The sequence below is a fragment of the Nitrosovibrio sp. Nv6 genome (assembly GCF_900110495.1).
Lineage (GTDB): Bacteria > Pseudomonadota > Gammaproteobacteria > Burkholderiales > Nitrosomonadaceae > Nitrosospira.
In genome coordinates, this window is sequence record NZ_FODX01000001.1 from 51,838 (window position 1) to 77,772 (window position 25,935).

Annotated in this window: 21 protein-coding genes; 13 read left to right on the forward strand and 8 right to left on the reverse strand. The window is 53.8% G+C overall.

The features are described from left to right. The first annotated feature begins 96 nt into the window (after window positions 1-96). Window positions 97-864: an MBL fold metallo-hydrolase gene (locus tag BMX66_RS00270; protein WP_090877262.1), complete on the forward strand. Its 768-nt coding sequence runs from the start codon at window positions 97-99 to the stop codon at window positions 862-864. A 128-nt stretch (window positions 865-992) separates the two neighbouring features. On the opposite strand, the gene BMX66_RS00275 is transcribed toward BMX66_RS00270, so the two are convergent. The 7 genes from BMX66_RS00275 to cysB all read right to left on the reverse strand — a co-directional run bounded on the left by BMX66_RS00275 (window position 993) and on the right by cysB (window position 6,964). After that, a complete protein-coding gene (locus BMX66_RS00275; protein WP_090877263.1) occupies window positions 993-1,175 on the reverse strand; it encodes a hypothetical protein in 183 nt (60 codons plus the stop codon). 176 nt (window positions 1,176-1,351) lie between these two features. Further along, window positions 1,352-1,663 (reverse strand): hypothetical protein, encoded by a 312-nt coding sequence (locus tag BMX66_RS00280; RefSeq protein WP_090877265.1) that lies wholly within the window; start codon window positions 1,661-1,663, stop codon window positions 1,352-1,354. Between the two features lie 168 nt (window positions 1,664-1,831). Further along, window positions 1,832-2,044, reverse strand: coding sequence for a hypothetical protein (locus BMX66_RS00285; protein WP_090877267.1), 213 nt, complete (start codon window positions 2,042-2,044; stop codon window positions 1,832-1,834). Between the two features lie 153 nt (window positions 2,045-2,197). Next, window positions 2,198-2,431: a hypothetical protein gene (locus BMX66_RS00290; protein ID WP_090877269.1), complete on the reverse strand. Its 234-nt coding sequence runs from the start codon at window positions 2,429-2,431 to the stop codon at window positions 2,198-2,200. 353 nt (window positions 2,432-2,784) lie between these two features. Continuing rightward, a complete protein-coding gene (locus tag BMX66_RS00295; RefSeq protein ID WP_090877272.1) occupies window positions 2,785-3,900 on the reverse strand; it encodes a cupin domain-containing protein in 1,116 nt (371 codons plus the stop codon). A gap of 149 nt (window positions 3,901-4,049) precedes the next feature. Then, complete coding sequence (gene mutL / locus BMX66_RS00300) at window positions 4,050-5,897, reverse strand: DNA mismatch repair endonuclease MutL (RefSeq protein WP_090877274.1); 1,848 nt, start codon at window positions 5,895-5,897, stop codon at window positions 4,050-4,052. 140 nt (window positions 5,898-6,037) lie between these two features. Further along, complete coding sequence (gene cysB / locus BMX66_RS00305) at window positions 6,038-6,964, reverse strand: HTH-type transcriptional regulator CysB (RefSeq protein ID WP_090877277.1); 927 nt, start codon at window positions 6,962-6,964, stop codon at window positions 6,038-6,040. Window positions 6,965-7,306: 342 nt separating this feature from the next. Here cysB and BMX66_RS00310 point away from each other — a divergent pair, with 342 nt between their 5' ends. From BMX66_RS00310 to BMX66_RS00355, 9 genes are all read left to right on the forward strand, one after another. Next, entirely contained in the window at window positions 7,307-9,418 is a 2,112-nt protein-coding gene (locus BMX66_RS00310) for a nitrite/sulfite reductase (RefSeq protein ID WP_090877279.1), read from the forward strand. A gap of 32 nt (window positions 9,419-9,450) precedes the next feature. Beyond that, window positions 9,451-10,230 (forward strand): phosphoadenylyl-sulfate reductase, encoded by a 780-nt coding sequence (locus BMX66_RS00315; RefSeq protein WP_090877281.1) that lies wholly within the window; start codon window positions 9,451-9,453, stop codon window positions 10,228-10,230. Between the two features lie 33 nt (window positions 10,231-10,263). Then, on the forward strand, window positions 10,264-11,253 hold the full coding sequence (cysD, locus tag BMX66_RS00320; protein ID WP_369826947.1) for a sulfate adenylyltransferase subunit CysD: 990 nt from the start codon (window positions 10,264-10,266) through the stop codon (window positions 11,251-11,253). Between the two features lie 181 nt (window positions 11,254-11,434). Continuing rightward, window positions 11,435-12,718 carry a sulfate adenylyltransferase subunit CysN gene (cysN, locus tag BMX66_RS00325; protein ID WP_090877283.1) on the forward strand — a complete coding sequence of 428 codons (1,284 nt, stop codon included), beginning with the start codon at window positions 11,435-11,437 and terminating at the stop codon, window positions 12,716-12,718. 404 nt (window positions 12,719-13,122) lie between these two features. Further along, window positions 13,123-16,644, forward strand: coding sequence for an FAD-dependent oxidoreductase (locus BMX66_RS00335; RefSeq protein ID WP_255398727.1), 3,522 nt, complete (start codon window positions 13,123-13,125; stop codon window positions 16,642-16,644). A gap of 186 nt (window positions 16,645-16,830) precedes the next feature. Then, window positions 16,831-17,958, forward strand: coding sequence for a Re/Si-specific NAD(P)(+) transhydrogenase subunit alpha (locus BMX66_RS00340; protein ID WP_090877289.1), 1,128 nt, complete (start codon window positions 16,831-16,833; stop codon window positions 17,956-17,958). A 117-nt stretch (window positions 17,959-18,075) separates the two neighbouring features. After that, window positions 18,076-18,381: an NAD(P) transhydrogenase subunit alpha part 2 gene (locus BMX66_RS00345; protein ID WP_074793893.1), complete on the forward strand. Its 306-nt coding sequence runs from the start codon at window positions 18,076-18,078 to the stop codon at window positions 18,379-18,381. Window positions 18,382-18,384: 3 nt separating this feature from the next. Beyond that, a complete protein-coding gene (locus tag BMX66_RS00350) occupies window positions 18,385-19,764 on the forward strand; it encodes an NAD(P)(+) transhydrogenase (Re/Si-specific) subunit beta (RefSeq protein ID WP_090877291.1) in 1,380 nt (459 codons plus the stop codon). 646 nt (window positions 19,765-20,410) lie between these two features. Continuing rightward, window positions 20,411-21,163, forward strand: a complete 753-nt coding sequence (locus BMX66_RS00355) for a dienelactone hydrolase family protein (protein WP_158593353.1) — start codon at window positions 20,411-20,413, stop codon at window positions 21,161-21,163. Window positions 21,164-21,229: 66 nt separating this feature from the next. On the opposite strand, the gene BMX66_RS00360 is transcribed toward BMX66_RS00355, so the two are convergent. Continuing rightward, window positions 21,230-21,517 (reverse strand): hypothetical protein, encoded by a 288-nt coding sequence (locus BMX66_RS00360; RefSeq protein ID WP_177168713.1) that lies wholly within the window; start codon window positions 21,515-21,517, stop codon window positions 21,230-21,232. A 288-nt stretch (window positions 21,518-21,805) separates the two neighbouring features. Here BMX66_RS00360 and ald point away from each other — a divergent pair, with 288 nt between their 5' ends. From ald to ybaL, 3 genes are all read left to right on the forward strand, one after another. Continuing rightward, on the forward strand, window positions 21,806-22,927 hold the full coding sequence (gene ald, locus BMX66_RS00365; RefSeq protein ID WP_090877298.1) for an alanine dehydrogenase: 1,122 nt from the start codon (window positions 21,806-21,808) through the stop codon (window positions 22,925-22,927). Window positions 22,928-22,949: 22 nt separating this feature from the next. Continuing rightward, window positions 22,950-23,879 (forward strand): matrixin family metalloprotease, encoded by a 930-nt coding sequence (locus BMX66_RS00370; RefSeq protein WP_090877300.1) that lies wholly within the window; start codon window positions 22,950-22,952, stop codon window positions 23,877-23,879. Between the two features lie 187 nt (window positions 23,880-24,066). Continuing rightward, window positions 24,067-25,770, forward strand: a complete 1,704-nt coding sequence (gene ybaL, locus BMX66_RS00375; RefSeq protein WP_090877302.1) for a cation:proton antiporter domain-containing protein — start codon at window positions 24,067-24,069, stop codon at window positions 25,768-25,770. Window positions 25,771-25,935 lie beyond the last annotated feature (165 nt).

Below are 25,935 nucleotides of genomic sequence, written 5' to 3' on the forward strand. Positions count from 1 at the left end.
TCAGGAAGAGAGCAATGCGCTGTTGAGCCAGAATCGGATAGAATATGCCTTCATCCGCTCCAGAGCGCCTCTCAAAAATTCTCTTTTTCACCAAGCATGCGCTTTGCCTGTTTAGGTAGCGGTTCACAGGGTAACGGTCTTGTCGTCGAGGTGGCGGATACCCGATTACTACTGGATTGTGGATTTACGCTCAAGGAAACCATTACTCGTCTCTCCCGGCTCGGCCTCGAGCCCGGCATGATCGACGCAATCGTGGTGACTCACGAGCATAGCGATCATATCTGCGGGGTAGCGCGGTTCGCGCGCAAATTCGGTACTCCGGTATGGTTGACCCACGGCACGTTGCGCAGCGTGGAGAAGAAGTTTGACCTGTTACCCGTGCTTAACATTATAAGTGGCTACCAGCGATTCTCCATTGGAGATATCGAGATCGAGCCTTATCCGGTTCCACATGATGCCCAGGAACCGGCACAATTTGTATTCGGTGATGGCGCGTTGCGGCTGGGCGTATTGACCGATACCGGTTGTTCGACACCCCACATCGAATCGATCCTGAGTCACTGCCACGCACTTGTGCTGGAATGCAATCATGATGCGCAGATGCTCGCGAACAGCAATTATCCCCACAGCCTCAAACAACGTGTTGGAGGGCGTTTTGGTCACCTTGAGAACTCTGCCTCAGCGAATCTTCTCGCAAGTCTCGATTGCAGCCGTCTTCAGCACGTAATTGCCGCTCATCTGAGCCAGAAAAACAATACTCCGCTGCTTGCTCAGACTATGTTGAGCCGTGCGTTAAACTGTGAAATAGACTGGATCGGTGTTGCCGACCAGAGTGATGGTTTCGGCTGGCGTCAGTTGATCTGATTCACACTGCACAAAAAAGCCGCCCTGAGGGGCGGCTTTTATTTTGGCATTCCCCGGATTATTTTCAGCCCTTTCCCGGCTGAAATCCATGGCTGTTACTGAAATTCGGTTTGAGAACGTCCGTCTTGTTATTCTTTGGCCTCAGTGGGGTCGGTCTCACCTGATGGGGCAGCAGGCTTATCCGAGGCACCGGATGGCGAAGTAATTTTTGCGAAGTTCCCTTTTTCCTGCTCGGGAAGCGCCTGGTTCGGCTTACCACAGGCAGTCATCGTTATGGCAGCCAGGATAGCAGCGAGGAGCGTGCGTTTCATTATCTATTACCTCTAAGTTATTTGTAACAAAGTTTTAATTATATAATGAAACGCCAACGTCGTTCAACTGCAAGCTTGAGAATGAGGTTGATGCCGAAGTCATTGCATTCCATTCTTTAAAGCAATAAAAAAGCCATCCCTGAGGATGGCTTTTTTTGCCACGTACTATTTTTTTATTAATGACCTGCTGGGATGGCGCTTTGTCCCGGCGGAAGGGGATTGCCATTGCCATCAAGCGCGTGTCCAGGAAGAACAGCTTGCCCGGAATACTCATCTTCCTCTGCAGCCGGGGCGGCGGAAACCTTGTCGTCCGGAGCCTTAGTGGCCGGTGCTTCTGCACCAGCGGGACCACGTTCCTGATCCAGGGTTGTACCTTCTTCGGTTCTGGTTCCGTAAGTCGTCGAATTCTCGGGCAGTGCTTGTTTTGGTCTGTCGCATGCCGTGAGGGCAAGTGCCATCAAAGCGGCGGCAAGGAGTGAAAGTTTCATTATAGGGGCGTCCTTAAATAAAATGGAAATAGGTTGTGACGGGTCATATTATATAGCAAAAATAACCCAGACCAATTGAAATTTGCGAAACTTGTCGTTGAGTTCGATAATCTGCCGGGTTTAATCGGCCAATAAAAAAGAGCAAAAAAACCCGGCTATCGCTGTCAATTACGTACCGGGTGCTTCTTTCTTGGCTTCAGTACCGCCCGCATCTTGAGTACCCCCCGCCTCATCGCCGGGTTTATCAAGATCGTCAAAATTTGGTGCCGATTCACGTTCAACCGAGGCAGAGGGAGGCGGCTTGTCCATAGGATGTTTTTTGTATTCACAAGCGGTCAGCGTCAATGCCGCCACGGCAACAGCAAGGAGAGAGTATTTCATTTTTAACCATCCTATCGTTTCAGAGAAGTTCCATAGTGTAACAAAAGCGTTTGTGTCATTCAAATCGAGGATGCGTGGAACGCTTCCTCAGGAAAGATCCGAAAAAAAAAGCCGCCCCGAAGGACGGCGTTTTTTAAAGCGTGCTTGTTGACATTAGTACTTGGGTTCTTCTTTCGGCGGTTCATTTTTCTTTGCCTCCGTCCCAGCAGCTTCAGATTCTTTCTGCGCCGCTTCAATATCTGCATCACTAAGCTGTCCTTCACGTTTTTCCCAGAGGCTGGGAGGGTATTGCCCCGGTTTCCCTTCACCCGGTTTTTTCTCTCTCATTTGGTCACACGCGGTTAATGATAGTGTTATCAGGGCGGCAGCGAGGAGCGAGTACTTCATTGTTTTAATCTCCTTTATAGATTTATAACGAACAACAAGTAATTATCAAACGTTTCGGCCATTCAAATTTTGAGAGACCACTTATTCTATATAGCCACTATCTTAATAGCAGAATTAATAAATGTTGTCTAGTCGTTGTATCCTGCAGGCAAAATTAATAACAGTAATTCTTCTGAAACCCGCCGCTGTCAACTCATTCAGAACCGCGGCTGAACATTTCTTTGCTACGGATCGTGTCTCCGGTGATAGGCCTCTCACGAAAATTTAAAGCCGCGGCAAAAACCATCCTGACGCCTCATCCTGTAACTGAGAAAGATCAAACTGACGAAATCCGCTGTCAGTCGCCGATATACTCATATTTCGACATAGCCATAGAGATACCACTGATAAAGCAATGTAAGAGACTCGTCATCGAGATCTTCTGCAACTGGCAATGCAAGGGAATCGGCTAACTTTCCCAACAATCGGCGTGCCTGGATCCCAACTGTATATGCGTCGCCGTTCAGAAAAATATTTTTTCCGCTGAATAGCATCCGGCTTTTCAGATCCAGCTGCAGTTTTCCGTCTCTAATTCGATGTGCGAACGCTTGTTGCGTCATGGGTTGTGATGGTGGTGTGAAAAAAACATGAGATTTAGGCTCAGTGAGATAGATTCCCAGAAAACGTTCTATATCCACAAGGTTCCATTTGATTTTATCGAGCGCGGCGCCGGCCTGGCGCAACATGTCACGACTAATGCGACCAGGGTGGGATTGAAAGCTGATATCAGGGTCGTGATAGATGCCTTCGATCATGCTATTGTCTTGCAAATAAATGAGAAACTGAGTAGCGAGTTCCTGATATGCGGGAGCCCGAAAGCCGATGGAATAGGTCATGCAGCGATCTGCCGCCACACCGTTGTGTGCGTAGCCCGGCGGTAGATACAGCATATCGCCCGGTTCCAGCATCCATTCCTGCTCCGGCCTGAAATCACACAAGATCTTTAACGGCCCATCCTTGACCAGGGTCTTATCCTGCTGGGCCGATATTTGCCAATACCTGCGCCCCATACCCTGCAGTAAAAACACATCGTATGAATCAAAATGTGGCCCCACCCCTCCTTCTTCGGGTGCATAGCTCACCATCAGATCATCGAGCCGGGCATGCGGGATAAAATTGAATTTCAGCAGCAATTCACGGGCTTCGGGCAGAAAGTGATTGACATCCTGTACCAGCAGTGTCCAGTTTTTCTTTGGCAGACGCGAAAAAATGCGAGATGTGAAAGGACCATGTCTGACCTCCCATTTTCCATTCTTTTGCATAACCAGCCGCGATTGCGCATCGTCGCGGCAGGCGAGACTGATAAGGTCCGCGGGAGTCAGAAGCCCCTGAAACCCCGGTAGGGCCCCACGTACGAGCAAGGGCTTTTTCTGCCAGTAATCTCGGAGAAAATTCCTGGGGGAAATATTCCCCAGCAGCTTGGTTTTCATTACCAGATTCCAGGCGCTGCAAGCGCTTCCGTTAAAACCGGCCTTGCGTGCCGATCAATATGTCGACGGGTAAAGCTCAAGCGCAAGCTCAGGCGGAAGCTCAAGCTCAAGATCAGGCTCAAGATCAGGCTCAAGATCAGGGCGTCAGCTTATCTGCCCCGCATGAACATCTTGTCAAGATCCGCAAGGCTGATTTCGAACCATGTTGGTCTGCCGTGATTGCACTGACCAGCGCGTTCAGTTATCTCCATTTCGCGTAGGAGCGCATTCATTTCCGGAACCGTGAGCGTGCGGTTGGCGCGAACAGCACCATGGCAGGCCATGGTCGAAAGAAGCTCGTTGCGTCTGCTGGTCAATACCCGGCTGGCGCCATACTCACGGATCTCGCTCAATACATCGCGCGCCAGTTTTACCACATCCGCATCTTTGAGCGTAGCTGGCACTGAGCGCACACCCAACATCGTTGGAGAGAGCGCGGAGATCTCGAACCCGAGTTCGTTTAGCAAGCCGTCGTTTTCTTCCGCTGTAGCAATATCCAGGCTGTCCGCCTGAAAAATAGCCGGGATCAGCAAGGGCTGCATGGAGAGCGTATGGTTATCCAGCGCGGATTTGAGCTTTTCATACAGTATCCGCTCATGCGCCGCGTGCATATCCACGATAAGCAGGCCCCGTTCATTCTGCGCCAGAATATATACGCCGAGGAGCTGCCCCAAGGCGAAACCCAATGGCGGAATATCCTGTTTTTCGGTCCCTGTTGCTGTTATTGATATATCCGATGATTTTGGGGTGGGGCTATCCGGACAAAAGAGTGTCGAATAAAACGCCTGGGATTGGGCCACCCCTGCAGGGGAAGGGGAAGGGGAAGGGGACGGAGGCGGAACAAGCGGCATGAAGGTTTGTCGCGAGTAGACAGAAAGCGCATCTGTGTTCTTTGACGACGCACCAGCCATGGTGGAGGAGTTGCTGGTTTCCTGCCGGCTCTCAGTCCCCATTGAAGCCGCTGACGCAGTTTGAGGCGATGCCAGCGCCTTGTGGACCGCATGAAAAATGAACTGATGCAGTGCACGCGAATCACGGAATCTCACCTCGGTTTTAGTGGGATGCACATTGACATCCACGCCCTCGGCATTCATTTCGAGAAACAGCACAAAAGCGGGATGGCGACCCAGATGAAGTATGTCGCGATAGGCCTCGCGTAGTGCATGGGAAACCAGTTTGTCGCGCACGAAGCGGCCGTTGACAAAGAAATACTGTGCATCGCGAGAAGATCGCGAGTATGCGGGCAACGCCGCTGAGCCCCATAGCCGTAAATCCACCGCCTGCTCATCAACGAATACCGAGGTCTGTGCGAACTCATCGCCCAATAAGGCCGCGATGCGCTGCCTTGCGTTTGCCGCACGTAAATGACTGCGCACGGTGCCGTTGTGCTGCAGCGTGAAAGCGATATCGGCGCGTGACAACGCAATGCGCTTGAATGTTTCTTCGCAATGGGAAAATTCAGTAGCTTCGGTTTTCAGAAATTTACGCCGCGCGGGCGTGTTGAAGTAGAGATTATGCATTTCCACCGTGGTGCCATTGGCAAGTGCCGCGGGTTCCGGCCCTGATAGACGGCTCCCTTCCACTTCTATCCGCCAGGCATGCTTCCCCTCCGGAGTGCGGCTTGCCAGCGTCAGCCGCGAAACTGCCCCAATACTGGCCAGCGCCTCACCACGGAATCCCAGGCTTGCCACTTTTTGCAAATCTTCCAGCGCGCTGATTTTGCTCGTGGCATGGCGGGCAAATGCAAGGGGCAGGTCATCTTTGGAAATTCCCGCTCCATTATCCGCTACACGTATTTGCTTGATTCCGCCCTGCAAAATTTGTACCGCTATTTCGGTCGATCCCGCATCAACACTATTCTCCAGCATTTCCTTGAGGGCCGAGGCGGGACGCTCCACTACCTCGCCAGCGGCAATCTGGCTGATGAGCAGATCGGGTAATAGTTTGATCGCGTTCATGAGCGTTTTCGATAAAACATATCGCCATTATACCCCCGGGCTCCCGGATCAAGGACGGCTCCCTGGCCGCGGTTATCCAGATCGAAACGCCGCTTGATGGTAATTGGGCCGACTTGCCATATCACCCGCCAGCCTGGTTCTCATGAACGTTCTTTCATCGCGGCGGTAACCGCCGCATGGTCAAGATGAGGAGCAAACATTTCGATAAAATCATATACATACCCGCGCAGATAACCATTACGGCTTATACCGATTCTGGTCGTGCTCGGCTCGAACAGGTGGCTTGCGTCGATAGACCGCAGGTGTCTGTCGCGTTTGGGCTCAAATGCCATCTGCGCCAGGATGCCGACCCCTAATCCCAGTTCTACATAGGTCTTGATTACATCCGCGTCTATGGCGGTAAGCACCACGTTGGGCGTCAGCCCTTTCGCTTCGAACGCCTGGTTGATCTTCGAGCGGCCGGTAAAAGCAAAGTCGTAAGTAATGATCGGATATTCGGCGAGCGCCTCCAGTGTCAGTTTCTGGAGTTTAAGCAGCGGATGCCTCGGCGGGACAACGATGCAACGGTTCCATTGATAGCACGGGAGCATTACAAGTTCAGCAAACAGTTCGATAGCCTCGGTTGCGATAGCGATGTCCGCTACTCCCGAAGTGACCAACTCCGATATCTGGGTCGGATTGCCCTGATGCAAAACTAATTTCACATTGGGGTAGCGTGCGGTAAAATGCTTGATTGCGGCGGGTAGTGCGTATCGCGCCTGAGTATGGGTCGTAGCAATAGTGAGAGAACCGCTGGCTTCGTTGGCGAATTCCTGGCCAACCTGTTTCAGGTTTTTTGCATCTCTCAGCATTCTTTCGGCAATTTCAAGAATAGCCCGTCCCGGGGGCGTGGTTTCGACCACTCGTTTGCCGTTGCGCACAAAAATGTCCACCCCCAGTTCGTTTTCCAGAAGGCGAATCTGTTTGCTGATTCCCGGCTGGGACGTATGCAGGATTTCTGCCGCTTTGGATAAATTCAGCCCCTGATTGGCGACTTCACATAGATAACGCAATTGTTGCAATTTCATGGTATCGGTTTTCTAAAGAATATTAAGTTATGTTAATCTAACATAATATTCTTTCACGATATATATGTTCGTTGCTATTATGGCGTTTTCGAGGCACCATGCAGGGTTTGACTGTGAGGGTGTCATGGGCGGGAGCAGGAGTCGCGGAGCCTGATGGGCCGGACGTTAAAAGAAAGCGGTAATTTTTTGGTTTTCCGGGCATTACGGATACTACCTCGCCAGAAGTCAGACCGAGTGCCAATACCAGTGCCAGTGGGAACGCCGAGTCGCCGGGGAGCGGATGATCCATTCCTGGATCTTTAGGGCATCAAGCTGATACGGTCATAAATGTGGAGGATGCAGATGAGTTATTTGGATAATCTCGCGAATGACGAGGAAATAAATTTGTACGCGCAGTCGGTACAGGAGTATCGAGACCTGAACATGGACGTTTCGCGCTTTACCGCAGGCCGGCTGCAAATGGGTATCTACGGCCAGCGGCAGGAGGGTGTCAACATGGTGCGCATCAAACTCCCGGGCGGGCGCGTAACGGCACTGAAATTGAGGACGATCGCCAGCGCCCTGGAGACATATTCCCGTCATGACGTCGTCCATATCACCACGCGCCAGGATATTCAGATGCATTACGTGCCACTCGAGAAGACGCCGGACGTGCTCCGTCACCTGGCCGCGGGTGGATTGACGACCCGTGAGGCATGTGGCAACACCATACGCAATATCACGACCTGTCCTCTATCCGGCGTATGCCCCCGCGAGCATGTCGATGTGACGAAGCATCTGGAGGGTACGGTCCAGCATCTTCTGCGAAATCCGCTGACTCAGCAAATGCCGCGTAAATTCAAGATCAGTCTATCGGCGTGTGAGTCCGACTGCGCGCAGGGCATGATGCACGATCTGGGCGTTGTCGCAGTGCGAAACGGCGACCGGTTTGGCTTCAAGGTCGTGGCTGGTGGCGGTCTCGGGCACAAGCCGCATGAAGCGATCGTCATTGAAGAATTTATCGAAGAAAAAGATCTGCTGTCCGTGATGGAAGCGGTCATTCAGTTACATAACCGCTACTCGGACCGGCCCAAACGCGCAAAATCGCGGATCAAATTCCTGGTGGACAAATTTGGCCCCGAAGGATTTGTCGAGAAATATCGTGAAGAACTGGTGCGGACGACATCGGCCCTGGCGACCCTGGACTATCCAAAAGGCGAATGGAGCGCCGGCGCCGACAGCGAGGTTCCCGGCCTTGGGGCGCCGCGTCATATTTTCGCGCAGAAACAGCCCGGCTATTACGTATTCCCGATCAGCGTGCCCATGGGTAACCTGAATGTAGCGCAATTGAATGGTCTGGCCGATATTTGCGAAACCTTCGACTTGCCTGATATTCGCACCACTCAGGATCAGAACATGTTTTTTACGAACGTGCCGGAAGCCGGAATTGAACCTCTGCGCGCCGCGCTGGCGGAACTGGGTCTGGGAGTACCTGAGGCAGGCGATGATGTGGTGGCTTGTCCCGGCACCTCGACCTGCCGTTTGGGGATAACTTCGAGCACGATCGTCGGACCCAAGCTGAGCGGCGGCAAGCATGACCTGAAAATTCGTGTTTCCGGATGCCATAACGGTTGCGCCCAGCCCGAGGCTGGAGATATTGGCATATACGGCGAAGGCAAGCGCATGCACGGCAAACTCGTGCCGCACTACCAGTTGCATTTCGGCGGGAATGCGATGGCTCGCGGGGCGCTGGCGTTCAAAGGCCCGTCGATACCCACGGCCCGGATCGAGGAGGCGGTGGAACGAGTGCAGTCTGCTTTTGCGACTGAACGCGAGTCGGGCGAAACATTCTTTTCCTGGGCGCATCGGATGGATAAAGCCTATTTCACCGAGTTGCTTGCGGACCTGGTTGAGGTCAAACCGGAAGAATTGGCGTCGGTCTTGCGTGATCATGGCAATGATAACGATTTCAAGGTACTGCAACTGGGCGGAGGCGAATGCGCAGGGGTGAGCCAGATAAAGATCGGTACCATTTTCTTTGAAGCGGCCCATGAACGGAATTATCGGAATGCGCTCAAGTTTCAGCAAAAATTTGCGGATTCGGTCGGGTGTGCGGAGGAGATCGCCCGCTTGATCGGTCAGGGTGTGACTGAAATGCTCGGTGGTGTGAAGCACGACGATTTGGCCGCGCAGGCGGAAGAATTGCGCCGTGTGTTGCCTACGAAGCCGCATCTCTCCAGGCAATTGGGTAGATTCGCGGAGAATTTTGCGACCCCGGGCGAAGAGTTGAACGATGCTCATCTGACTGAATGGTTTTCCGACCTAGATGCGTGGACAATGGAGGTTGCGGAGTTTTGCCTGAACTTCGACCGGCAGCTGGACCTGACGGGTGCGCTACCGGAGCCGCTGACGGTTTCCATCAAATCGCCGTCGTCATCATTGTCTGAATCAGCCCGGTCATCTGTCATAGTCTGATGAATTTCGATGCCCATTCTTGAGCCGGTAATATGAGCCTGGATCACAAGATTGCTGAAGTGCGAACACTTCTGGATACGGTGCAGAGAGATTATGCTCCCGTCACCTTCGCCTGCAGCTTTGGCGCAGAGGATATGGTGTTGATGGATCTCATTGCGCGGCATTATCCCGGTATCGCGATATTTACACTGGATACGGGGCGACTGCCTGAAGAAACCTACAGCCTCATGAGGGAGGTGGCGGATCGTTACGGCATTCATGTGCCAGTGTATTTTCCCGAGCCCGCCGCGGTAGAGGCGTATGTCGCGCAGAACGGGCCCAATGGCTTCTATGACAGCGTGGATTTGCGTAAAAAATGCTGCCATATTCGCAAGGTCGAACCACTGAAACGCGCGCTGAGCGGCAAGCGCGCATGGATCACCGGCCTGCGCCGCGATCAGGCGCCGACGAGAACGGATTTGGCGGTATCGGAATTTGATGCCGGCAATGGTTTGCAAAAAATCAGTCCGCTGCTGGACTGGAGCCTGTCCGAGGTGTGGGCTTATCTCAAACAGTTCAATGTGCCCTACAACGCATTGCATGATAAGGGATACACGAGCATCGGCTGCGCACCCTGTACCCGCGCCATTACGCCCGGCGAAGATGTTCGCGCCGGCCGGTGGTGGTGGGAAGATCCGGAAATCAAGGAGTGCGGTTTACATCCGGACAAACGGTCCGTTACGACAGCAGTTCTCGCGGCGGTGACAAATCCGGCTGCTGCCGGACATGGCAAAGATATGGAACAAAAGGAGCAGGGGTCAGGTTCGCGCTAAGAGGGCCGAGCCAGGAGATTATGAGGTCGATCGATGGAAATATTGAACGAAATGGAAGAGTCTGTTAGTCCTGATCCAGGTTTTGTCACGAAGACTGAACCGGTAGCCATCAAGCGCCGTATCGCACGGCATCTGGGCCATCTGGATGCGCTGGAAAGTGAAGCCATCCATATCATGCGAGAAGTTGCGGCGGAATGCGCCAATCCGGCTCTGCTGTTCTCCGGAGGAAAGGACTCCATCGTAATGCTGCGCCTGGCGGAAAAGGCCTTCCGCCCGGGGCGTTTTCCATTTCCCTTGCTGCATGTTGATACCGGTCATAATTTTCCCGAAGTGATCGAGTTCCGTGATCGCCGCGTCAAACAATTGGGTGAGCGGTTAATAGTGCGCAGCATGGAAGACTCCATCAGGCAGGGAAGAGTCGTGCTGCGTTCGGAAAACCAGAGCCGGAATCCATTTCAGTCGGTGACACTGCTCGACGCCATCGCTGAATTCTGTTTTGATGCCTGTATTGGTGGCGCCCGGCGCGACGAAGAAAAAGCGCGCGCCAAGGAACGTATATTTTCTTTCCGCGATGAATTCGGTCAATGGGATCCGAAGAACCAGCGCCCGGAATTATGGGATATCTACAACACCCGTGTGCATCCGGGGGAAAATATTCGTGTGTTTCCCATCAGCAACTGGACTGAACTCGATGTGTGGGAGTACATCGCCCGCGAGGAACTGGAGGTGCCGCACATTTATTTCGCTCATACCCGCGATGTAATCAGGCGTGGTACCGGACTTTTACCGTTATCCCACCTGGTTCAGCCCGTGGAAGGGGAGAAAGTGGAGAACCTCATGGTGCGCTTTCGGACGGTAGGTGACATGAGTTGCACCTGTCCGGTGGAATCTTCGGCGGTCAATGTCGGGGAAATCATTACTGAAACCGCGATCACACGAATTACCGAGCGCGGCGCGACGCGCATGGATGACCAGACATCCGATGCATCCATGGAGCGGCGCAAGAAAGAAGGATATTTCTGAGGCGTATCTTTACAGATACAGATCGTGCCCTTGTGATACGGCTCTTGTCAATTTATACATTGCATAAGCGACGTGGGCAACGTAACGCAAACCTTCTTTCCCGCCCTGGCACTTGGGATTTCATAGCACTTGGGATTTCATAGAGATATACCGGAAACCAGAATTTAAAGAAGAGTATTGAATGTCAGCCATTGATAACATTTCATTTGATCATACTGAACTATTACGGTTTATCACGGCCGGTAGCGTGGATGACGGCAAGAGCACCTTGATCGGGCGCTTGCTGCACGACTCGAAGTCCATTTTCGAGGACCAGTTGAGCGCCATCACCCATACGTCGCACAGGCGCGGGATGGAAAGTGTCGATCTTTCGCTGCTCACCGACGGCCTGCAAGCGGAGCGTGAACAAGGTATCACCATCGATGTAGCCTATCGTTATTTTGCCACGCCCAAACGCAAATTTATCATTGCCGATACGCCTGGCCATGAGCAATATACACGCAACATGGTTACCGGCGCTTCCACCGCCAATCTCGCCATCATTCTGATCGATGCGCGCAAGGGGTTGCTTACCCAATCGCGCCGGCATGCCTATCTCGCCAGTCTGGTCGGCATTCCTCATCTGGTGGTAGCGGTCAATAAAATGGATCTGGTTAACTATTCCCGCGATGTATTCGAGCGGATTTGCAAGGATTTCAGCACCTTTGCCAAGGGGCTCAAGCTGAACAATATCGCCTACATCCCGATGTCTGCTTTAAATGGCGATATGGTGGTGGAGCGGGGAGACAAGCTTGACTGGTACGAAGGCATGACGCTGATGGACTTGCTGGAGAGCGTCCCTATCGACCACGATATCAATCTCGAAGATTTCCGGTTTCCGGTGCAATGGGTGTGCCGTCCGCAAACCGAGGAGTTGCATGATTTTCGGGGCTATATGGGTCGGATCGAGTCCGGTTTCATCAGCATTGGCGATGCGGTGAAGGTTTTGCCTTCAGGACTGACTTCGCGTATCAAGGAAATTGTCACGTATGATGGCGTCGTCGACGATGCGGTTGCACCGCAGTCGGTAACCCTGACTATCGAAGACCATCTCGATATTTCCCGGGGTGATATGCTGGTAAAACCAGTTGGAGTTCCGGTGGTCACGAACGAGTTTGATGCGATGCTATGCTGGTTGTCCGAGCAGAGCCTCGATCCGAGGCGAAAATATCTCGTCAAGCATACGACGCGGACTGTAAAGGCGCTGATATCACGGATAGATTATCGCGTCGATGTTAATACGCTGAATCATGAAGCGGCGGATACCTTGAAAATGAACGACATCGGGCGGGTATCGCTGAAAGTGCACCAGCCTCTGGCATGCGACCCATATCAGCGTAACCATGCTACGGGCAGCTTTATTGTCATTGACGAAGTCAATAACAATACCGTTGCCGCGGGCATGATCTGCCCGGCAAAAGATTAGAGATCAGACACGCACGCGGCTGGATTTCCGGAGGTTCAGCGAAGAGCGCTTCAGGCGCGTAGCCAGCGTTGGGCCAGAATGTGTGCGGAAAGGCGGACAAGGCGGAAAGACGCCTTTCCGCTTTTGTATTTTTTAGCGGGGAAAAGCACAAAATGAAAAGGGTTATAAAGTTTAACCTGAAGTTGGCAGTACCGAACTTACATAAAAAACGAGGGTCAAGTGACGCAAAAGCCTTCGCGTATCCTGGCGTTAATTGAAAAAAGGCGCAGTCACTTCGAATTAAGGTCCAAGTACAGTCTCTAACAATTGATTGAGGTCACGTTTTTGTCTCCTCCTTTATTTGATTCACTTTCTATAGATATGATGACTTTATCATGACAAGTTTACAATTGGCGCCCCACCCCATGTCAGCAAACGCTATGCCCTCTCCCATCCTCGGATTCGGCATGGCTTTTGCTGATCTGTATCGCCGCGAAGGACTCGTGAGACTGGATCAGGCATTTCTTGAATTCCTGGGGGAAGGAGAACCCGGACTGCGTGCCAGCCTGGATCATGCTCGTGCCTGTCCCGATAGCCTGGATCGCAAAGCGGAAGCTGCTCTACTGATTGAAGTTGCGCCGTGGATGGAAGATTTCATCGCCAGGCTGTTCGGTATAGAGGCAGAGGTCGGCGCCCTTGCGGCGCGCCATCACCAGCTTGCTCCGCTTTATTCCTGCAAAAGACAATTTGTACAACGTCGCGCGATGAGCAAGGTGAGCGAGGCGGAGGCGGTGGCAGTGGATGGGATTGCGCTGGAAGAAAAACTGGTCGCTGAGTTCGAAGCGCCTTTCTCCGAGCTGACTTTTGCAACCAAAGTCTCGCAGTGGTTAGTGAATGAGGACGAGAACGAAGAACGGATCAAGGCGGCATTACTTTACGCGGCCTGGGCGCTCAAGACTCCAGAGGGGAAAGAACGTAACAGGGACGGCGTATTGTTCAAGGCCCCCGCCAAGCTAGATTTCCTGAAGCTCTTGTCGACGGATATCGACAATGCAGCGGGTTATACCATTCACAGTCTTCACCATATACGCCGCCGGGAGGGTTTCGCCCTCACCGATCCGGGAACCGATCTGACAGGCGCTCTGGATGAGGCGAACTACTGCATCTGGTGCCATGAGCAAGGAAAAGATTCATGCTCGAAAGGATTGAAGGAAAAACCGAAGACGCCGGAAGAGGTCCCGTCTTTCAAAAAAAGCCAGCTTGGTGTCCTGCTGACGGGGTGCCCGCTAGAAGAGCGTATCTCCGAATTTCACAAACTGAAGACTCAAGGCGTTGCTATCGGTAGCCTGGCCATGATTGTGATCGACAATCCCATGTGCGCCGGCACCGGCCACCGGATTTGCAACGATTGCATGAAGTCCTGCATTTATCAGAAACAGGAACCGGTCGATATCCCTCAGGCTGAAACACGCACACTCAAGGATATATTGGAGCTGCCCTGGGGTTTCGAAATTTACAGCCTTCTTACCCGGTGGAACCCGCTGGATCTGCGCCGGCCTGTACCGAAGGCGCCGACGGGCCGGAAAGTGCTGGTAGTGGGAATGGGCCCGGCAGGGTATACCCTGGCGCATCATTTAATGAACGACGGCCATGCGGTGGTTGGCATCGACGGTCTCAAGATCGAGCCGTTGGCGCCCGAGATTTCAGGCGTGAATCAACAGGGAGAGCATGTTCCGTTCAAGGCCATCCGCAATGCCGACGAACTTGCCGAGAATCTGGATGAGCGTATGCCTGGTGGATTTGGCGGTGTTGCGGAATACGGCATCACGGTGCGCTGGAACAAAAATTTTCTCAAGCTGATCCGGCTACTCCTGGAGCGGCGAGAAGAGTTTGCGCTTTTCGGCGGAGTGCGTTTTGGCGGAACGCTTACCGCCGATGACGCGTTCGCGCTGGGATTCGATCATGTGGCGCTTGCCGCGGGCGCCGGACGTCCCACTGTACTGGATTTACCCAATGGTTTGGCGCGAGGAGTTCGCGCTGCATCCGATTTCCTCATGGCGCTGCAGTTATCCGGCGCAGCCCAGACCAACTCTGTCGCCAATATGCAGCTGCGCCTGCCTGTTGTGGTGATCGGCGGAGGTTTGACAGCTATCGATACGGCAACTGAGGCGCTTGCTTATTATCCAGTGCAGGTGGATAAATTTCTTCGCCGTTACGAAATTTTGACAGCTGTGCAGGGCGAAACGGCTATCCGTGGAGCATGGGATGAGGAAGAGCGGGAAATTGCCGAGGAGTTTCTCGGTCATGCCCGCGCCATTCGTGCAGAGCGCAAGGAAGCGGAACGGGAAGGGCGCACGCCTCGTATCCTGGAATTGCTGCAGTCATGGGGAGGCGCCACTATCGCTTACCGGAAACGGCTCATCGACAGTCCTTCCTACACGCTCAATCATGAAGAAGTCGAAAAGGCATTGGAGGAAGGTATCCGGTTTGCCGAGGGCCTCACGCCTGTACGGGTGGACACCGACAAGTGGGAACACGCAAAGGCCGTGCAGTTCGCGGTACAGGTTCTGGACGAAACCGGATCGTGGCAAAAGACCGGACAAGCCGTGTTGCCAGCGCGCGCTGTTCTGGTTGCGGCGGGAACTCAGCCCAACACCGTGCTCGCCAGAGAAGATGATAAGCATTTCAAGCTGCACGGCCGTTATTTTGCGGCTTGTGATGAAAATGGCGATCCAGCCAATCCGCCGCGCGCGAATCCCAAACCTGCAACCCCCAGCGTACTGCTGAGCCGCAACGACGATGGACGTTTCATCAGCTTTTTCGGTGATCTGCACCCGTCCTATTCCGGCAATGTGGTAAAAGCAATGTCCAGCGCCAAGCAGGGTTATCCGGTGGTAAGCCGGGTGCTCGAACGCATGGCGCCGGCGTCCACGAAACCAGCCTGGCTGTTTTTTGCGGAAATGAACGGACAGCTGCGCGCCACAGTACATAAGGTCGAGCGGCTTACTCCCAACATCATAGAGGTAGTGGTACATGCGCCGATGGCGGTGGAACGCTTCCATCCTGGTCAGTTCTATCGCTTCCAGAACTTTGCGACGCTCGCCACCACCTCCGGCGATACAAAATTGGCGATGGAGGGTATTGCGCTAACGGGAGCCTCGGTGGATGTGCCGCGGGGATTGGTATCGCTGATTGCGCTGGAAATGGGGGGGTCAGCGGATTTATGCGCCAGGCTCAATCCTGGTGATCCAGTAGTGTTGATGGGCCCAACCGGTACGCCAACCGAAATCCTGCCGGATGAAACCGTCGTGCTGGTAGGCGGCGGGCTCGGGAATGCGGTATTATTTTCGATAGGTGCGGCCGCACGAGCCGCCGGATCGAAAATCCTGTATTTTGCCGGTTACAAGAAACTGATCGATCGCTACAAGGTTGCGGAAATCGAGGCTGCGGCAGACGTGGTGGTATGGTGCTGCGATGAGGCTCCAGGTTTCAAACCCTCGCGGCCGGGTGACCTCAGCTACGTGGGAAACATCGTGGAGGCGATGGCCGCTTATGGCAGCGGTGCGTTGGGTCCTCAGAAAATCCGATTGGCCGATGCCGACCGTATCATTGCCATCGGCTCCGACAGAATGATGGCGGCGGTGGGTGCTGCCCGTCATGCCAAACTTCAACCTTATCTGAAAACAGATCATTTCGCCATTGGCTCCATCAATTCGCCCATGCAATGCATGATGAAAGAGATTTGCGCCCAGTGTCTGCAACCGCATAAGGATCCGGTAACGGGAGAGATTACTTACGTGTTTTCATGCTTCAACCAGGATCAACCGCTTGATCAGGTTGATTTCGGCGGACTGGCTTCGCGTTTACGCCAGAACAGCGTCCAGGAGAAGCTGACCACTCGCTGGATTAGTCATTGCCTGAAAGAAACGAATAAAGTCGGGGCCTGATTTGAATAAAGTCAGGTGTAACTTGCCAAGGATCAGGCTGTTTTCATCAATCGGGCAATGCATCATGGTCAGGTTCATTTATAATCCGGGCTTCGTGATGAACAGGCCATCACAGGGGTAGTGTCGGCTGATTTTCGCCGGTTTGCCGGAAAAATAACCATATTGGAAACATAAGGGGGAATACCAATGCACATAGGGGTACCCGCAGAGATCCGCGGGGGAGAGACCCGGGTTGCGGCCACGCCGGAAACGGTGAAGAAATTCACAGCCAATGGTTTGAATGTTGTTCTGGTACAGGCGGGCGCGGGCGCAGGCGCGAGCATACCGGATGAGGCATACCAGGCTGCCGGGGCCAGCATCGTAGCGAATGCGGCAGAGCTGTATGGTCAATCTCAAATCGTGCTGAAGGTACGTGGTCCGGAATCAGGCGAACTGGCGCTGATGCGCAAGGACGCCGTATTACTGGGATTACTTTCCCCGCATCAGGCAGAAGGCATAGAAGCGCTCGCGCGTCATGGCCTTACTGCCTTCTCGATGGAAAAACTGCCGCGAATTTCTCGCGCCCAGAGTATGGACGTGCTGTCTTCGCAGGCAAACATCGCCGGTTACAAGGCAGTGCTGATGGCCGCCAACGTCTATCAGAAATTCTTTCCCATGCTCATGACCGCGGCGGGTACGGTAAAGGCGGCAAGAGTGCTGATTCTCGGCGCAGGGGTAGCCGGCTTGCAGGCGATCGCTACGGCCAAGCGCCTGGGTGCGGTGATCGAGGCGTTCGATGTTCGTCCCGCCGCAAAAGAACAGGTGGAAAGTCTGGGGGCCAAGTTCGTCGAGGTTCCGCTAAGCGAAGAAGAAAAGGCGCAGGCGGAGACAGCCGGTGGTTATGCGCGGGAAATGTCGGATGATTACAAGCGCCGTCAGGGGGAGTTGGTACATCAACGCGCTGCTGCCGCCGATATCATCATCACCACGGCACTGATTCCCGGCCGGCCGGCGCCGGTACTGATCAAGGAAGAAACCGTTCAGGCCATGAAGCCCGGATCGGTCATCGTTGACATGGCGGTAGAGGCGGGCGGCAACTGCCCCTTGTCGGAGCTGGACAAGATCGTAGTGAAGCACGGCGTCCATCTTGTGGGTATTGCCAATCTGCCTGGGCTGGTGGCAGCTGACTCCAGCGCCCTGTACGCTCGTAATTTAATGAATTTCCTCAATCTCATGCTCGATGCGAAGAGCGGCGAATTCAAGGTGAACCGTGAAGACGAGATCATCGCCGGGACGCTGGTCTGCGCAGACGGGGAAATTATCAGGAAAGCTTGAAAAATCACCGTAATCGCCAAAAAGCCAAGAAGCAGAGCAATGTTTCTTTATGCTCGGTTACTGCTGATAACTCAAGGTTCATAGTAAACAGATAAACAAGGACTAGAAGGAGCAATCATGATCGGTGAAATTGACCCAACCATCATTAATCTCACCGTGTTCGTGCTGGCAGTATTTGTCGGCTATCACGTCGTGTGGAATGTGACGCCGGCCTTGCATACGCCGCTGATGTCAGTAACCAATGCAATTTCCGGCATCATTCTGGTGGGCGCCATGCTGGCCGCCGGGCCGGCGGAAACAGACTGGGGCGTATGGCTAGGGGCGGTGGCGGTGACGCTGGCCGCGGTCAACGTCTTTGGCGGGTTTCTTGTCACTCAGCGGATGCTGGAAATGTTCAGAAAAAAAGATAAAAAAGGAAGCTAGTAAATGTCGGCAAATTTGGTCGCACTCGCATATCTTATCGCATCGGTTTTCTTCATTCTGGCGCTAAAAGGCTTAAGCTCGCCGGTAGCTGCTCGTCGCGGTAATTTGTTCGGCATGGTGGGGATGGCAATTGCCGTCGTCACGACGCTTACCGTTACCAAGAACTGGGCGCTGATAGTCGGGTGTATCGCGCTGGGAGGCGCAATAGGCGCTGTTGTCGCGCGGCGTGTGCAAATGACGGCGATGCCCGAGCTGGTTGCATTCATGCACTCGCTGGTGGGTCTGGCGGCGGTCTTTATCGCAATCGCTGCCGTCAATAACCCCGCTTCATTCGGCCTGCCTGTACAGCTGGCGATGGGCAGCAAACTGGAGCTGTTCCTCGGTACGTTCATCGGCGCCATGACCTGGTCGGGCTCCGTGATCGCGTTCCTGAAGTTGTCCGGCCGCATGAGCGGCGCGCCCATTACCTTTGGCGGGCAGCATATGGTCAATCTTGTTCTGGCGATCGTGATGGTGGGATTCGGCCTCTGGTTCTTCTTCAGCGAGACCACCAACTGGACGGCTTTTGCCACAATGACCGCGATTGCCTTCGTTTTGGGTTTTCTCATTATCATCCCGATCGGCGGCGCGGACATGCCCGTGGTCATTTCCATGCTCAACTCATATTCCGGGTGGGCGGCGGCGGGAATAGGATTTTCGCTCGGCAATCCCATGCTCATCATCGCCGGTTCGCTCGTGGGCAGCTCCGGGGCCATTCTCTCTTACATCATGTGCAAGGCCATGAATCGTCCGTTTCTTTCGGTCATACTCGGCGGCTTCGGGGGTGAGACGGGAACCGCGGCGGCAAGCGACGGGACGCAGAAAACTTATCGCAGCGGCAGTGCAGAGGATGCATCATTCATGATGGGTAATGCCGACAGCGTGATCATCGTGCCAGGTTATGGCCTGGCGGTGGCGCGGGCGCAGCATTCGGTCAAGGAACTGGCGGAAAAACTTCACGAAAAAGGCGTGAACGTGCGTTTTGCCATTCATCCGGTAGCGGGCCGCATGCCGGGACACATGAACGTATTGCTGGCGGAAGCAGAGATACCCTACGAGCAAGTGCTGGAGATGGATGAGATCAACAGCGATTTCTCCAATACCGATGTGGTGTTGGTGCTGGGCGCCAACGATGTGGTGAACCCAGCGGCCAATGTTCCGGGCAGCCCGATATATGGCATGCCCATTCTGGACGCCCACAAGGCGCGTACGGTGATGGTGGTCAAACGCAGCATGGCGGCCGGGTATGCCGGCCTCGACAATGATCTGTTCTACATGGACAAGACCATGATGGTATTTGGCGACGCCAAGAAGGTTGTAGAAGACATGGTCAAGGCCTTATAACCCATTTCGCATAAGAAACGGCTAGCTACCGCGTTCAGCCCACAAACAGCCTGCGAGATTCATACAAAAAATAAACGTGAAGGCTTAAAAAGCCAAAAGTTTCGCGGCTAATGTACTGGCGCTCCGGCTTGATCTGATAGAGGAGCGTATCGGCCCAACCTGCGGGGAAAAGCAGTACCGGCATAGCCACGCAACATAAACTGACCCATCGCAAACAAACTGCGGGGAGTCAACAAAATCATGGTGGCGGATGTGCCAGGTTCGTCCACCCGCTATGCTGCGTGACCGGTCCTTGTTCATATTCGCCGGAAATGTTCTCATGCCGGTGGAGAATTGCAATCGATCGGTCAATGCCATGCCAGGTCTTTCAGTCATTTCCCTACTAACCTGGCAGCCCGCCCCGTTTCCGTAATCGCTGGAATACATCTAAGCAGCGGCTCAACCTGCCTCGTTCTTATCCTCCTTCGATAAAAGGGAGTAAAAGTAGTGGTATTCTAAATGGCCGGGTGACAGTTTGTCTGTTTTCAGAAAAACTCAGCGATTACTGCCGAAGTCTCTTTCCAGCCGCTTGTACATGGATGATTATGCTGGAGCATACCGTTACAAAAATCCGAAGCATCAACAGGAATAACAGGAGACGCGCGTGGTGAGCGCGATCAAGGGCTTTTCCGAGGAGACGTTTACGGCAGACGACCGTACGTTTACACTCTTCAGGAAAGGAGAAGGACCTGGAGTTATTCTCCTGCACGAGTTGCCGGGCCTCACTCAGGAAACTGTCGAATTTGCAGAATGGATTGCCGATCGCGGTTTTCACGTTGTCATGCCGCTCCTGTTCGGCAGGCCGCTTCAGAATCCCATGCTCGGCCTCCTGAAGGCGCCATTCTTCTGCATTCGAAAGGAATTCAACAATCTTGCGGCGGGTAAGTCCAGCGCCATTACAGTGCCACTGCGGAAATTATGCCGAAAAGTGCATGCGGAACGTGGCGGGCGGGGTATAGGCGCCATAGGCATGTGTTATACCGGCGGCTTTGTTTTTGCGATGATGCTGGAAGCATCGCTTCTTGCGCCCGTGGCCGCGCAGCCCAGTCTTCCGTTATTTCAACCCGGTGCACTCGATGTGGAGCCGGAGATATTGGCATTCGCTTCCAGTCGCGAAGACACGATGTCGTTACTCGGACTCCGCTTCGAGGACGATGGTCGTTGTGCTGCGGCGCGCTTCGAGCGGCTGGAAAAATCGCTCCAGAACGCGGCGGGATCAGCGAGGCCGCGTTTTCGCTCCATAACCGTGCCTGGAAAAGCGCATTCAACCCTTACGCTCGATTATCAGACCGCTCTCGACCAGGGAATCGATACACGAGAACTGGTGCTCCAGCACTTGCGCGCGCAGTTGCTCGATTGAACCTAAATCCGGCAGTTGACCGCTCATTTTTCAATTTAGCATTTTGATTGACAAAGACTTTTTGTATCACTTGAGCTTCACCTTTTTGGTGAGTTCGCTACGGGGCGGATTGAACGATTTTTGCGGCACATGGTTGCGTTGCAACTCCTTGGAATGGAGCGCCCCGCAGCGTCGCACGAGGGACCCCGCAAAGCGGGGATCGGCAGCGTAGGGGATGCCGCGACCGCGTTTCATGGCGCCCGCATCCCGCTCCGGGGTCGCACCTTCCTGCGGAAGGCACTGCTTCGCCCTGCGCGGTCGCACCATTCCGCGTCGTTGCGCCTTGCCCTTCACCCCAAAAACCGAACACTCCACCCCGTTCAACTACCGGATTTAGGTTGAAGCGGAACGGGTGTCCCGATGACAGAGTGAAAGGCGCAGGCGGAATGCTAATTTTTCAGCGATTTTTCCATCGGGTTGTTATACTCAAGGGTGAATGTTGGCAAAAAGACGGAGCTACCCGTGGAGGCAATCGCGCGTGAACAGCAGGCTCCTGGTCGAAAATTCACCCCTGATTGAAGCGTGTGAGAGTATCCACGGAACTTGGTAATTCGCGTCATTTTTGCGACAAGATAACGCTACTCGTCAATAATCAGGAATAATATGCTGGTTGGATTACCCAGAGAAACAAAGGATCACGAAGACCGGGTCGGCATGACGCCCAGTACAGTCAAAGCCTTGACACGGCGTGGACATCAGGTACTCGTGCAGAGCGGCGCCGGGGAGGGCAGCTTCCTTTCAGATGCGGAATATCGATCAGCCGGAGCAGTAATTGTCCCACAGGCTGAAGACGCGTGGGCAGCTCAAATGGTGGTTAAAGTCAAAGAACCCACTCCCGCCGAATACCGTTACCTGCGCGAGGACATGATTCTTTTCACTTATCTTCACCTGGCGTCGGACATGTCTCTAACCAACGCTCTGCTGAAAAGCGGTGTTACAGCCATTGCGTACGAAACGGTCCAGACCGAAGATGGAAAATTACCCCTGTTAACGCCCATGAGCGAGGTGGCAGGCCGCATGGCTACTCAAATCGGTGCGACCTATCTGCAAAAAACGCACGGCGGCCGAGGTGTATTGATGGGCGGTGTTCCCGGCGTCCCATTCGCTAATGTCGCAATCCTTGGAGGCGGTATCGTCGGCACTAATGCCGCTCGTGTCGCGGTCGGATGCGGCGCCCAGGTTACTGTCCTGGATGTGAGTCATGACCGCCTGAAATACCTGGATGACATTTATCGGGGGCAATTACAGACGCGCTTCAGCGATGAATACAACATCGAAGAGATAATCTACAATGCCGATCTGGTAATCGGTGCGGTATTGATTCCCGGTGGACGGGCCCCCTGGCTGGTTACAGCCGGGATGTTGCCCAATATGCGAAAGGGTTCTGTAATCGTCGATGTTGCGGTGGACCAGGGCGGATGCGTGGAAACAACGCGGCCTACCACTCACAGCAACCCAACTTACGAACTGGATGGCGTGGTGCACTATTGTGTCGCCAACATGCCGAGTGCAGTTCCACGCACCAGTACCTTCGCACTTAACATCCAGACGGCCGTTTATACTTTGCAGTTGGCGGACGAAGGACTGGATGCCTTGCGAAAAAATCAGGCATTACAAAATGGTCTCAACACGCATCGCGGATCGGTGACCTATCCCGCTATCGCAGAGGAATTCGGTATGGAATATATTGATCCGATGCAGGCATTAGCGCACGCTATCAACTAATCGATAATCAGGAGTCCGGAGAATGAAATTTACCTATTCCACGTTTTCACGAGCATTGCTCGCCTCTTTGCTTACCCCGTTGCTCGCCGCGAGCCAGTCCGCTTTAGCCAATATTGATATCGTCTTTGATTACCGGTATGACAGTTCGAATTTTTTCAGCGGCGCAAACAGTTCCCGCCAGACCCTGTTGAATACGGCCGCCTCAGTATTCGAAACCCGTTTCCAGGACGACCTGACTGCAATCTCGTCATCTGGTTCGAACGGGTTTCACGCACGTCTTTATCAGCCGGACAACGGTAAGATCATCAACATTCCGAACTATAGTGTGGCCGCTGATCAGGTTGTGGTTTTTGTCGGGGCCTACAGTATTCCTGGCAGCTTGGCAGTGGGTGGTCCAGGCGGCTTTTCCAGCGGTGGCTCCGCCGATTTCCTCGCCAATGCTTCCAGTAGAGGTCAGGCCGGAGCACTTTTACCCGAGCAGACGGATTTTGGTCCCTGGGGTGGCAGGATCTCTTTTAATAGTGCGTCCAACTGGTATTTTGACTCCGATGTCACGACGGATGAATCTTTCTCCGGTCAGTATGATTTTTATTCGGTAGCTGTACACGAACTGGCTCATGTTCTGGGTTTCGCCAGCGCTCAATCATTTACTAATCTAAGTTCCGGCGGCGTCTTTACCGGCTCTGCCGTTAATGACCTGCTTGGCTCGAATCCTTCCCTTGCCAGCGACGGACACTGGGCATCAGGGCTCAGCTATGAGGGACAGGCAGCAGCGATGACCCCAGGTATTTCCGTTAACCAGCGCAAGCATTTTACGGAACTTGATTTTGCTGCCATGAAAGATATGGGGTGGGAAGTTTCTCCAATACCGGAGACGGAAATCTGGGCCATGATGCTTGCAGGATTGGGACTGCTGGGCTGGCGCTTTCGCGCTTCCCAACGCAGAGGCTGAGTATCTGGAATGGGGTATACCAATTATTTTATAACTGATCTGCTGATTATCAAAGTACCGTAAAACGCATCTTCCGAGACCGTAATTGCATTCTCGTCAAATCAGGGCACTGCACGATCGGCGATAAACCCGTCAGGTCTTGTGCCGTGGTCTGCCCTCTGTACGCGGCAAACATGCGGCAAAACACATGCCTCACAGTTTTACCCTGATTACCACCATTGCAGTCAGCTTCGGTCTTGCCCTGCTGATGGGGCTCATCGCCCACCGGCTGAAATTGCCGGTATTGCTTGGCTATCTGGTTGCGGGAGTGATTCTTGGTTCCAATACGCCGGGCTTCGTAGCCGACATTGAATTGTCGGGCCAGTTGGCGGAAATCGGGGTTATCCTGCTGATGTTCGGAGTCGGATTGCACTTCTCGCTAAAAGATCTACTGGCTGTCAGACGGATTGCTTTGCCTGGCGCGATTGTGCAGATCGGCGTAGCTACCACTTTCGGCGCCATTGTCGCTGTTTCATGGGGATGGACTCTGGCTGTGGGTATTGTATTCGGTGTGGCGCTTTCCACAGCGAGCACAGTCGTGTTGCTGCGGGCGCTGGAGCAGCGCGGCCTGCTCAAGTCCGTCAATGGATCAATCGCTGTCGGCTGGCTTATCGTCGAGGACCTGGCGATGGTTCTGGTTCTTGTTCTGTTGCCTCCGCTCGCAGGCTGGCTGGGTACCAATCCGGATGGTTCTGCAGGGGAAGCCAGTTCCGATTTACTGACAACGTTACTGCTCACCTTCGGCAAGGTATCGCTTTTCATCGCTCTAATGCTTGTTGTCGGAAAACGCGTATTTCCCTGGCTGCTGTGGCACGTCGCCAGCACTAATTCGAATGAGCTCTTCATCTTGAGCGTGATCGCGGTGGCCATAGGCATAGCCTATGGATCGGCAATGCTCTTTGGCGTTTCTTTCGCCCTCGGTGCTTTTTTTGCCGGCATGGTCATGCGGGAGTCCGATTTGAGTCACCGGGCGGCGCAGGAATCCTTGCCTCTCAGAGACGCTTTTTCGGTACTGTTTTTTGTCTCCGTAGGCATGCTGTTCGATCCGGATGTGCTGACAGAGCAACCGCTTCACGTTCTCGCTACGCTCGGAATCATTATCGTGGGCAAATCACTGGCAGCCTTTTTGCTGGTACTCGCTTTCCGCTATCCTTTGAACACGGCGCTGACCGTGTCCGCCAGTCTTGCGCAGATTGGCGAGTTCTCATTCATCCTGGCAGCGCTTGGCGTTTCGCTCGGACTGCTGCCGGTTGAGGCTCAAAGCCTTATACTGGCAGGGGCTTTTATCTCGATTACCCTCAACCCGCTGGTATTTCGGGTGATCGAGCCCGCGCAAGCCTGGATACGTACCCGCTCCAGACTCGCCCGCATCCTGGAGCGCTCCGACGATCCGCTGGCGGAACTGCCGACGACGGTTACGTCAAGCTACGTCACAAGTCACGTGGTGATCGTGGGCTATGGCCGTGTCGGCGGGCATATTGGCGAAGCGCTAGCCGAGCAGGGGCTGCCACTCGTAGTGGCGGAGCAGAACCGGGAGATAGTGGAAGGATTACGCAAACGTGGAATTCATGCTGTAGCAGGCGACGCCGCCGAACCTGCCGTATTGATACAGGCGCATATCGCGCGAGCGGCTATCCTGGTGATTGCGGTTCCCGATACCCTACGGGCCCGGCGGATGATCGAAACCGCACGTATGCTTAATCCCCCCATTGAGATTATCGTGCGCACGCATAATGACGAAGAAGCGGCGTTGCTCCGGAGGGAAAGCGGGGGAGCGGTGTTTCTGGGCGAGCATGAGCTCGCTCTCAGCATGACGCGGCATGTACTGACGAAAATCACGGCCAGCAAATGAAAAACAGCATGAGATATGCGGTAAAGTGATACCGAAGTGGAGATTGAGTGACGCAGGAAAGTCTTTGCGTGCGACGGCGCTGAACCAAGAATGGAGGGTCGACTGCCGATTCAGGTTGAACCAGCAGCTCGAAGTCATCTTGAACTTTCCATTCGGTCTGCGCGC

What these genes read in the sequence shown, in the direction of transcription:
- BMX66_RS00270 (WP_090877262.1), top strand. Translation starts at nt 97, where the DNA reads ATGCGCTTTGCCTGTTTAGGTAGCGGTTCACAGGGTAACGGTCTTGTC.
- BMX66_RS00275 (WP_090877263.1), bottom strand. Translation starts at nt 1,175, where the DNA reads ATGAAACGCACGCTCCTCGCTGCTATCCTGGCTGCCATAACGATGACT.
- BMX66_RS00280 (WP_090877265.1), bottom strand. Translation starts at nt 1,663, where the DNA reads ATGAAACTTTCACTCCTTGCCGCCGCTTTGATGGCACTTGCCCTCACG.
- BMX66_RS00285 (WP_090877267.1), bottom strand. Translation starts at nt 2,044, where the DNA reads ATGAAATACTCTCTCCTTGCTGTTGCCGTGGCGGCATTGACGCTGACC.
- BMX66_RS00290 (WP_090877269.1), bottom strand. Translation starts at nt 2,431, where the DNA reads ATGAAGTACTCGCTCCTCGCTGCCGCCCTGATAACACTATCATTAACC.
- BMX66_RS00295 (WP_090877272.1), bottom strand. Translation starts at nt 3,900, where the DNA reads ATGAAAACCAAGCTGCTGGGGAATATTTCCCCCAGGAATTTTCTCCGA.
- mutL (WP_090877274.1), bottom strand. Translation starts at nt 5,897, where the DNA reads ATGAACGCGATCAAACTATTACCCGATCTGCTCATCAGCCAGATTGCC.
- cysB (WP_090877277.1), bottom strand. Translation starts at nt 6,964, where the DNA reads ATGAAATTGCAACAATTGCGTTATCTATGTGAAGTCGCCAATCAGGGG.
- BMX66_RS00310 (WP_090877279.1), top strand. Translation starts at nt 7,307, where the DNA reads ATGAGTTATTTGGATAATCTCGCGAATGACGAGGAAATAAATTTGTAC.
- BMX66_RS00315 (WP_090877281.1), top strand. Translation starts at nt 9,451, where the DNA reads ATGAGCCTGGATCACAAGATTGCTGAAGTGCGAACACTTCTGGATACG.
- cysD (WP_369826947.1), top strand. Translation starts at nt 10,264, where the DNA reads ATGGAAATATTGAACGAAATGGAAGAGTCTGTTAGTCCTGATCCAGGT.
- cysN (WP_090877283.1), top strand. Translation starts at nt 11,435, where the DNA reads ATGTCAGCCATTGATAACATTTCATTTGATCATACTGAACTATTACGG.
- BMX66_RS00335 (WP_255398727.1), top strand. Translation starts at nt 13,123, where the DNA reads ATGTCAGCAAACGCTATGCCCTCTCCCATCCTCGGATTCGGCATGGCT.
- BMX66_RS00340 (WP_090877289.1), top strand. Translation starts at nt 16,831, where the DNA reads ATGCACATAGGGGTACCCGCAGAGATCCGCGGGGGAGAGACCCGGGTT.
- BMX66_RS00345 (WP_074793893.1), top strand. Translation starts at nt 18,076, where the DNA reads ATGATCGGTGAAATTGACCCAACCATCATTAATCTCACCGTGTTCGTG.
- BMX66_RS00350 (WP_090877291.1), top strand. Translation starts at nt 18,385, where the DNA reads ATGTCGGCAAATTTGGTCGCACTCGCATATCTTATCGCATCGGTTTTC.
- ald (WP_090877298.1), top strand. Translation starts at nt 21,806, where the DNA reads ATGCTGGTTGGATTACCCAGAGAAACAAAGGATCACGAAGACCGGGTC.
- BMX66_RS00370 (WP_090877300.1), top strand. Translation starts at nt 22,950, where the DNA reads ATGAAATTTACCTATTCCACGTTTTCACGAGCATTGCTCGCCTCTTTG.
- ybaL (WP_090877302.1), top strand. Translation starts at nt 24,067, where the DNA reads ATGCCTCACAGTTTTACCCTGATTACCACCATTGCAGTCAGCTTCGGT.